This window comes from Streptosporangium sp. NPDC051023, assembly GCF_040689595.1.
Lineage (GTDB): Bacteria > Actinomycetota > Actinomycetes > Streptosporangiales > Streptosporangiaceae > Streptosporangium.
On record NZ_JBFBCE010000167.1, the window covers coordinates 1 to 8068 of the forward strand.

General features: G+C 71.5%; 8 protein-coding genes. 2 read left to right on the top strand and 6 right to left on the bottom strand.

Going from position 1 to position 8068, the window contains the following annotated elements; all coding sequences use genetic code 11:
* Window positions 1-210 precede the first annotated feature (210 nt).
* Window positions 211-1026, top strand: coding sequence for an inositol monophosphatase (locus AB0395_RS47130; protein ID WP_366294597.1), 816 nt, complete (start codon window positions 211-213; stop codon window positions 1024-1026).
* 46 nt (window positions 1027-1072) lie between these two features.
* Here AB0395_RS47130 and AB0395_RS47135 read toward each other — a convergent pair whose 3' ends face one another.
* The 5 genes from AB0395_RS47135 to AB0395_RS47155 all read right to left on the bottom strand — a co-directional run bounded on the left by AB0395_RS47135 (window position 1073) and on the right by AB0395_RS47155 (window position 7065).
* Window positions 1073-2200: an aminoacyl--tRNA ligase-related protein gene (locus AB0395_RS47135; RefSeq protein WP_366294600.1), complete on the bottom strand. Its 1128-nt coding sequence runs from the start codon at window positions 2198-2200 to the stop codon at window positions 1073-1075.
* Window positions 2201-2240: 40 nt separating this feature from the next.
* Window positions 2241-3725 carry a condensation domain-containing protein gene (locus AB0395_RS47140; protein ID WP_366294603.1) on the bottom strand — a complete coding sequence of 495 codons (1485 nt, stop codon included), beginning with the start codon at window positions 3723-3725 and terminating at the stop codon, window positions 2241-2243.
* 64 nt (window positions 3726-3789) lie between these two features.
* Window positions 3790-5067: an MATE family efflux transporter gene (locus tag AB0395_RS47145; protein ID WP_366294606.1), complete on the bottom strand. Its 1278-nt coding sequence runs from the start codon at window positions 5065-5067 to the stop codon at window positions 3790-3792.
* A gap of 98 nt (window positions 5068-5165) precedes the next feature.
* Window positions 5166-6083 carry a hypothetical protein gene (locus AB0395_RS47150; protein WP_366294609.1) on the bottom strand — a complete coding sequence of 306 codons (918 nt, stop codon included), beginning with the start codon at window positions 6081-6083 and terminating at the stop codon, window positions 5166-5168.
* A gap of 49 nt (window positions 6084-6132) precedes the next feature.
* Window positions 6133-7065 (bottom strand): 3-oxoacyl-[acyl-carrier-protein] synthase III C-terminal domain-containing protein, encoded by a 933-nt coding sequence (locus AB0395_RS47155; protein WP_366294612.1) that lies wholly within the window; start codon window positions 7063-7065, stop codon window positions 6133-6135.
* A 317-nt stretch (window positions 7066-7382) separates the two neighbouring features.
* Here AB0395_RS47155 and AB0395_RS47160 point away from each other — a divergent pair, with 317 nt between their 5' ends.
* Window positions 7383-7643: a phosphopantetheine-binding protein gene (locus tag AB0395_RS47160; protein ID WP_366294615.1), complete on the top strand. Its 261-nt coding sequence runs from the start codon at window positions 7383-7385 to the stop codon at window positions 7641-7643.
* A gap of 238 nt (window positions 7644-7881) precedes the next feature.
* Here AB0395_RS47160 and AB0395_RS47165 read toward each other — a convergent pair.
* Window positions 7882-8068, bottom strand: a 187-nt coding sequence (locus AB0395_RS47165) for a hypothetical protein (protein WP_366294618.1), incomplete at its 5' end; no start/stop codon positions are given.

The window sequence follows — 8068 nt, forward strand, 5'->3', positions numbered from 1 at the left end:
GGTGCCGGTGTCTTCCCTCGTCGCTCATCCGCTTCGCTCCTTCGCTCCTCAGTCCAGACACCGGCGCGCCCAAGCCACAACCAGTCCCCGGGTAACCGGGAGTGGAGCGAGTCCCAGTCCGGACACCGGTGCTCCCGCGCCGGAACCGGTTTCAGCGCCATATCGGCTTGGCGTCATCTGCCACTACTGCCGGAACGGATGATCACTACCGTGAAAGGTCATGCTGACGAGCTCGTCGAGGTCGCGGCGAACGCCTGCCGACGCGCGGGGGCCTATCTCCTGGACTCCTTCTCCGAGCCTTCCCGCCTGAGCACGAAGAACGGCCGGTTCGACCTGGTGACCCGGTGCGACTCCGCCGCGGAGCAGATGATCAGGCGGGATCTGACCGATGTCTTCCCCGACAGCGTCGTCATCGGTGAGGAGGACGGCACCAGCGGAGACGGAGAGCTGGCGTGGTACGTCGACCCGATCGACGGCACGCACAACTTCGCCCGTGGGATCGCGCTCTTCTGTGTCTCCATCGGAATCCTGCGGCGGGGCGTCCCGGTCGGCGGCTGCGTCTACGACCCGGTCCGCGACGAGCTGTTCAGCGCGGGAACGGACGGGCTGTTGCTGAACGGTGCACCGCTGCCCGGTCCGCCGGACCACGAGGTGACGGAGCAGGCGGGGGAGCGCCTGCCGATGCTGCTCACCGACATCCCCACCGCGGGGGCGGCCGACGGTGTCGAGCTGGACCTCTTCCACCGGCTGCTGGACATCGCGGACGTGCGCAGGATCGGCAGCTCTGCGCTGGCGCTGGCTTACGTCGCCGCTGGTCGCGCCGATGTGGCCGCCAACGCCGACGTGTACCCGTGGGACACCGCGGCGGGAGGAGTCCTGGTGACGGCGGCCGGGGGACGGTTCACCGAGTTCCCCGCCCCGCGGCCGGGCGCACCGGGAGGTTTCGCCGCCTGGCTGCCGTCGTGTGAGGCGCTCGGCCGTCTGTTGGAACGGGAGCTGGGCGGGCTCCCGGCCCTCAACGGCTGACCTCCGGCCGGGGCCCGTTCAGGCGGCCGGCCGTCGGCCGACGGGGTCAGGCACAGAACTCCAGGATCCGCTCCGGCCACCGCCGCCGGTCGGCGCCGAAGGTCTCCAGAATCAGCTCGACCCAGCGGTCGACGCCGAAGGCGACACATCCCGAGTGCACCGCCCGCGCGTCCTCATCCCGGATGTCGAACTGCTGGCACAAGGAGTCGCGGACGTTGTTGAACGACGCGATCGCCGAATCGGCGCCTCCGGGGCGGGAGGCGACCAGCTCGTACTTGACCTGCGCCAGCAGCTGATGCTGGCGCATGGCCGAGTCCTCGACGTAGTAGAACGGGTCGGTGGCGGTCTCGATCCGTCCGTACAGGCCGAGCTCGCCGTAGAGTCGCCACACCTGCTCAAGCAGCGTGCCGCGCAGCGCGTCCACCTCGTCGGCCGAGCCGAAGAAGACGATCTCTCGCATCGTGAACGAGGGCAGCCGGAAGTCGTCAAGCCGCCAGGCGGCCTCGTGCCGGAAACAGTCGCCTTCGACGGTCACGACGGTGAGCCCGTCGGGGCGGGTGCCGGAGAACTCGTCATAGACGTGGAAGCACAGCGCCGGATTGAGCATGTAGCTGCTGGACCTGCGCACTTCGTCCAGGGACGCGCTGCCGTCCCGGAGCCGGGCCAGCGCAGGCCGGTGGTGGGGAAGCTCGTCGACCAGGTAGGCGTTCTGTGGAAAGAGCTCCACGTACCGGCAGCGTTCCATCACCCGCAGGTCGATCAGCGCGGGACAGCGTCGTTCCGTGGCCCCGGCGGCGTACGCGAGGTCGCGGAACATCGTGTCGAAGGCCCGGTGGAGCACCGGCCGTGCGGCGGCGGCCCCCTCGGCGGAGGCAGGTCCCGCGGCCCGTGCCTCAGCCCCCGCCCCGGTCCGCGACTCGGGCTGCCGCCGGTGGGTGACACGCGGTTCGGTCACCCGCGCCGCCATCGTCTCCTTGACCAGTTCCTCCACGATCCGGCCGATGTCCTCCTCGGCCAGGCCGCCGTCGTGCGACAGCGCGAGTGCGGGCCGGGTACCGGACGAGACCAGCACCTCGACCGCGCTGATCCCCTCAACGCTGTAGGCGAGCCGGTCGGCGATGGCCCGCGCCTGCGCCGGGGAGAGCCGTTCCGGCAGGTCGAGATGGACGGTCATGACGAAACCTCTGCTTCCACGAAGGTGCTGGTCGGGGATGTCACGCTGGATGCCCCGCGATCTCGGCGGGCGTTTCCCCACGCCACCGGTCCGCGGGGAAGCCGGTCACCGGAGGCAGGGCCGACGGCCGGACCTCGGTGCCGGAACCGGTGGCGAGGTCGACCAGGAGGGCCTCGGTCCGGCGCAGGAACTCCTCGGCCGCGGCGGGCGGGATGGTCCGGGTGTCCACCAGCAGGCTCAGCTTGATCAACTCGGCGGACTCGGCCGTGTCGAAGGTGGTGAAGAAGAAGCTGATGTTGTCCCGGTCGTACCGTTCGGCCCAGTGAAACCGGGAGTCCGCCAGGGCCGCGAGAACGACGTCGGCGTCCGGGGCGGTGCCGTCCTCGGGAGAGGCCGCCGTCTGGAAGGCCGACCACGTGTCGTTGAAGAAACAGCTGAGGTCGAGGTCGACGCCTCGGGCCTTCGCGACCTCGTCGACGACCTCGTCGACGCGCTTCGGGTCGCACCGGCCGTACCGGTGGGCAGCGGTCGAGACCGTCCAGCAGTCCCGCACCAGCGAATCGAAGGAGTCCTGGCCGACCGGCAGCGTGGTGAAGACCTCCTGCGTCGGCGTACCGATCACGAAGCGGGACTCGGGTGTCTCCCGGTTGTCGACGACCAGTCGCAGCGCGCAACGATCGAGACCCGTCGAGACGCCGAGCAGCGCGGCGACGGCGGCCAGCAGCACGCTCGACGGCCCGCTGCGGTAGCGCGACGCCAGGACGCGCAGCGCCAGCGGCACGGCACGGGAGATCCGCTCGCCGCGCCAGAACCTCGGCGTCTGGCCTGCTTCGGTGCCACGCCTGGGGAACATGCTCGGCGGAGCCGCCGTGAGCTGGCGGCGCCTGTGCTCGATCGCCCGCTCGCAGAGGCGCTCACCCGTGGGCGACGCCTCGAACTCCGCCTGGTCGGCGGGCTCGCGGGCGGGGCGTCGCGCGGGCGCCGCCGTACCCGTCATGGCTGCGGCCACCAGGTCGTACAGCTCCGCGACCAGCAGCCGCTGGCTGGCGTGGTCGGCCGCCAGATGCGAGGTGCACACCACCACCGTGGACACGCCGCCCTCGACGTGACGGACCAGGAAACGGGCGGGAATCTCCCGCGCGGTGTCGAACCCCTGGCTGCTCCACCCGGTGAGGAAGTGGTCGAAGACCGCGTCGGGGACGTCGCCGCCGTCCGGCAGCACGTCCACCCGCACCTGCCCCGCCGCCAGCACGCGCTGCGCGGGCCTGCCCCTGGGGTCGGCGAAGAAGAGCGTGCGCAGTGACTCGTGGCGGCTCACCAGCTCGCCGATCTGCGCGGTGATCCGCGCGAGATCGGCACCGGCGGGCATCGGAACGGCCAGCGCGATGTCGAAGAACGCGGTGTCCGGCAGCATCCACTGGATGTCGTTCCACACCTGTCGCTGCCCCCAGGTCAGGGGCGCGGAGACGGTACGGCCGCCGCGGAAGGCGACCGTGCGTCGGATCACTGCTGGCGGGTGTTCCACGCCTGCTCCTCAGGGACACGGGGATATAGGGGACACGGGGGACGGGGAGACACGAGGGACGCGGTCAGGAGGCGGTCACCTCTCCGGAGCGCCGCCGGACGAGCAGGGTGATCGAGACGACCCCGGCCAGCGCGCTCAGGTTGAACGCCGCCACGGTCCAGTACAGGCCGAGCGAGCTGTTGCCGGCTCGGGCGGCCCAGCCGCCGATGGCGGTGATGCCGATGAAGTACACGAGGTTGAGCACGGTGGCGAGGACTCCCATGCCGATCTGCTCGATCGCGGTCAGGGCCAGCAGCGTGAGGCCGAGGATGACGTACGTCGGCCCGACGATCGCCAGGAACCGGGCGGTCTCGGCGTGGATGGCCGGGTCGGTCGTGCTCAGCCATCCGAGCCAGTCGCGGCCGAGCCACGCGGCGGCGGCCAGCGGGATGTACACCACCGCGCAGATCTTGAGACCGGCCTGGAACGTGCGGCCCGACTCCGACTCCCGACCCGCTCCCCGCTGCTGGTTCATCAGGATCGCCGTCGCGGAGCCGAGCACGACGCCGGGCGCCGTGATGAACGTCTGCAGGGTAAGCGCGTTCGCGTATCCGGCCTGCACGGTCGGCCCGAGCGGTCCGAGCAGGCTCAGCAGGACGAAGTTACTGATCGACAGGACGACGTACGACAGGCAGACAGGTACGCCGACCGAGGTGAGCCTGCCGAGCGCCCGGCGTACCTGCGGCCCGAGTTCGAAGCCGCCGGTGGGCCACAGACCGGCGCGGCGCATCAGGAACACGCCGAGCGTGCCGCTCCCCACGCCGCCGACCGCGAACGCGACGGGGATCGCGTTGGCGCCCAGGCCGCCGCCGACGCCGAGGAACGCGACCGTTCCCAGCTCCAGCACCGAGCCGATCGCGGTCAGTGCCGTACTCGCCTTGGGGCGCCCGGCGCCGCGCAGGGCGGCCGAGCTCAGGACCGGCACCGCCAGCAGCGGATGGCAGATCGCCGACCAGCGCACCAGCGCGACGAAATCGTCGTGCTCCCCGAGCCCGACCCCCAGCACGGTCGCCAGATGCGGCGCCATGAACCACAGGGCCAGCGCCATCGCCGCCCCAAGCGCCGCCCACAGCACGGCCAGGCCCGCGGTCTGCGCGGCGACCTCGTCCTTGCGGCGGGCGCCGAAGCCGATCGCCGCGCTGACCTGGCCGCTGACGCTGAAGGCGAGCTGGATCGCGACGTAGATGAGCTCCATCGGCAGGTAGAGGGAGCGGACGAGCAGGGCATGGTCGCCGACCGCCCGGCCGAGCATCGCGACCATGGCGATCGGCAGGACGACGCTGGTCACGTCGCCGACCGCCATCGGGCCCGCCTGCCGGAGGATTCGCCAGGAGACGGAGGAAGGCGGCGGGGAATGGTTCGTCGCGGTCCCGGCCACGAGTGGTGGGGAGCCCTCCGGTGTCACGGGGCGACCGGCTTCGCGCCGGGCAGCTCCTTCGCCGCCAGTACGGCGACGGCGAGGAAGCCGTACATCGGGTCGTACTCGGCGAGCAGCACCGGATGGCCGCCCGCCCGCAGCCGGGGCGCGTGCTCGGCCAGCGCCGCCCAGACGCCGGTGCAGCCAAGGCCGGGGCGGGCGTGGAGCACGTCCCGCGCGCCGGCGGGAGCGGGCAGCCCGGCCAGTCCCGCGCCGAGGACGAGCGCGTACGGCGTCTCGCCGGGAAGCGTCTCCCCGACGATTCCGGCGAGGGCGTCCCGCAGCTGCTCACGTGTGACCCCGGTGAGCCGGCGCACCGGGATCCCCGCCGTCGTCGTCGAGCGCGACAGTGACAGCGCCACCACGGAGTCCCGCTCGACCACGGCGGTCGCGGGCACGGGACGCACCGGGCGGGTGTCGGCCTGGTCCATGATCAGGAGCAGGACGCGCTCCGCCGGGTCCCAGCGCGCGTGCTCACCGGCGAGCCTCAGCGCGGTGAACGGCGAGACGGTGCCCTCGTCGGAGACCCGGTACGGCAGCGGCCCGTCGCCCAGCAGGCCGACCAGCTCGGAGGTCGGCGACCGGCGGGCGTCGTAGTCCGGCGTCAGGTGCGCCATCATGATCACATCGGGCACCCCGGTGTCCCGTGGGAGAACGGCGGCGGCGATGTCGGCGAACGTGTTGCGGCGGCTGCTGGCCAGCTCCTCGAAGGGGAGGGACAGGCCGTAGGAGGCGGACATCTCCTCGTAGTGCTGTGTGACGGTTCGCCGGTCGTCCTCCGAGGCGGTCCACAGCCCCGGGGGCAGCAGGAGGTGACGGCAGGAGTCGAGGCGTAGCGGCAGGATGCCAGGGACCGCGGGCGACCCGGCGGTCGAGTCCTCCGGCGGCAGAGTCGTGTACACGGCTATCCCTCAGATCCGGTGCGGTTCGGCGTCGAAAGCTCGGTGCGGTTCAGTGCCGGAAGGCCATCGCGGAGAAGGTCCCGCTCAGACCGGCGGCCACCATCAGGTAGGCGTCACCCGGGCGGATCCTGCCGTCGCCGACCGCGGTGCGGTAGTTGATGAACGGGTCGGCGCAGAAGCTGTGCCCGGTGACGGCGACGTTGTCCAGCACGACCCGCTCGGCGGGAAACCCGATCTGCGTGCACAGCCGGTTCCAGGACATGAGGTTCACGCTGTGCGGCAGGACGGCGGCCATGTCTCCGAGGGCCAGCCCGGCGTGCTCGGCGGCGGCCGTCATGACGGCGGCGAGCGCCGCGGGATACGCCTCTGAGTAGTCCGTGAACGAGCCGGGCGTGCTCTTCCAGAAGGACGCGAAGCGCCCGTGGGTCTCGCTGGCGTACGACAGCATCCGGTCGCGCTCGCCGCGCGGGCTGACGAGGACCGCCGCCGCGCCCTCACCCATGATCGAGATGTCGCTGATCATCTGCGCCCTGCGGCTGAACACCTTCTCCCCGGCGAGGATCAGCGCGAGGGCGTCCGGTTCGCCGTCGGAGGCGAGCAGCTTTCCCGCGACGTCGACCGCCTGCAGCCCGGAGGCGCAGCCGTGCGCGGCGAGGGTGAACGCCTGCGCGTGGCCGAGGCCGAGCAGCTCGCGGACCTCCTGGAGCGGATTGATCGGATACGGCGCGACCTCCGGCAGGCTGCGCGCGTGGATGAGGTAGCGCACCCGGTGCCGCTGGTCGCGCAGCGCGTCCAGCGCCGACGCCGCGGCGGTCAGCAGCTCGACGAGGGTGCCGTCCGGCTCGTAACAGACCTCGCGGAACCCGAAGAACCGCCGGAATATCCTGACCTGGTCCGAGGACAGCTCAAGCCGTTCGGCGATCGCGTCGAGGGGCATCCGGTAGGGCGGCAGGTATCCGGCCACGGCGTGCAGCGTGGTCACGGCCGGGCACCCTCGCCGTTCCCGGTGAGCGCGTGCGGATGCTCGGCCGCGGAACTTGGCATCGGGCCACTCCTTCGAAGTCTCCATCGTTTCGACAGACCGCCACGGCCAGCATCCCGGTCCGTCCGGATCCGCCAAAGACCCACGCGAGCGGCCGGTGATTCGGTCGCCCGACTATGCCCGAAGGGCTATCCGGGATCGCCTTGACCTCCGGGAAGCGGCCTGCCTAGCCTGGCCGCCGCCGGTCGTGTCGGCGAGAGGCTCCGGCCGCGCCGCCGACCGTGGCAGAGACGGGGAAGCCGGAGGGGGAGTGGTCCGTGGGCAACGGCGACATCAGGGCAGCGGTCATCGATCTGCTGCGGGAGTCCCTGCAGATCGAGCCGGGCAGCGACGGCTCGCAGAACCTCAGCGAACGCGGCATCACCTCGTTCCAGTCGGTGGTGCTGGTGATGGGTCTTGAGGAGCGGTTCGACGTCACGGTGCCCGACGACGTCCTGAAACTGGACAACTTCCTCACGGTCGACCGGATCGTCGCGCTGGTCGAGTCACTGCGCGAGGAGGCGGAACCGAGGGTCTGACCCCTCCACAGCCGGTCTACAGCGTGTTTCCCGGATCAGACATCGCCGGTGCCGCTGGGACCGGTTGTGGCATGGGCACACCTGTGTCCGGACTGGGACCCGCCCCACTCCCCGTTACCCGGGGACTGCTTTTTGGCTTGGGCGCGCCGGTGTCCGGACTGAGGAGAGAGGGAGCGCAGCGACCGAACGACGAGGGAAGACACCGGCGCGCCCAAGCCCGCGACGCCGCCAGGCGTCGCTAAATCAGCACTGCCGCGATCCGGTCGCGGGCCGAGCGGTAGGCCACCTCGAGTCCGGCGAGCGCCGATCCCGCGGCGTGCGGGCCGAGGAACCGTGGCAGGAGCGCCTCGCGATGGCGGAAGGGCGTCCCGGGTTCCCTGACGTCCGTGTCGAGCCGCGGCCGGGTCGCCGCGGGCAGTGCCAGC

Bases quoted from the DNA above. Each gene is read 5' to 3' on its own strand.
- AB0395_RS47145 (WP_366294606.1), bottom strand. From the start codon at position 5,067: ATGGCGGTCGGCGACGTGACCAGCGTCGTCCTGCCGATCGCCATGGTC.
- AB0395_RS47135 (WP_366294600.1), bottom strand. From the start codon at position 2,200: ATGACCGTCCATCTCGACCTGCCGGAACGGCTCTCCCCGGCGCAGGCG.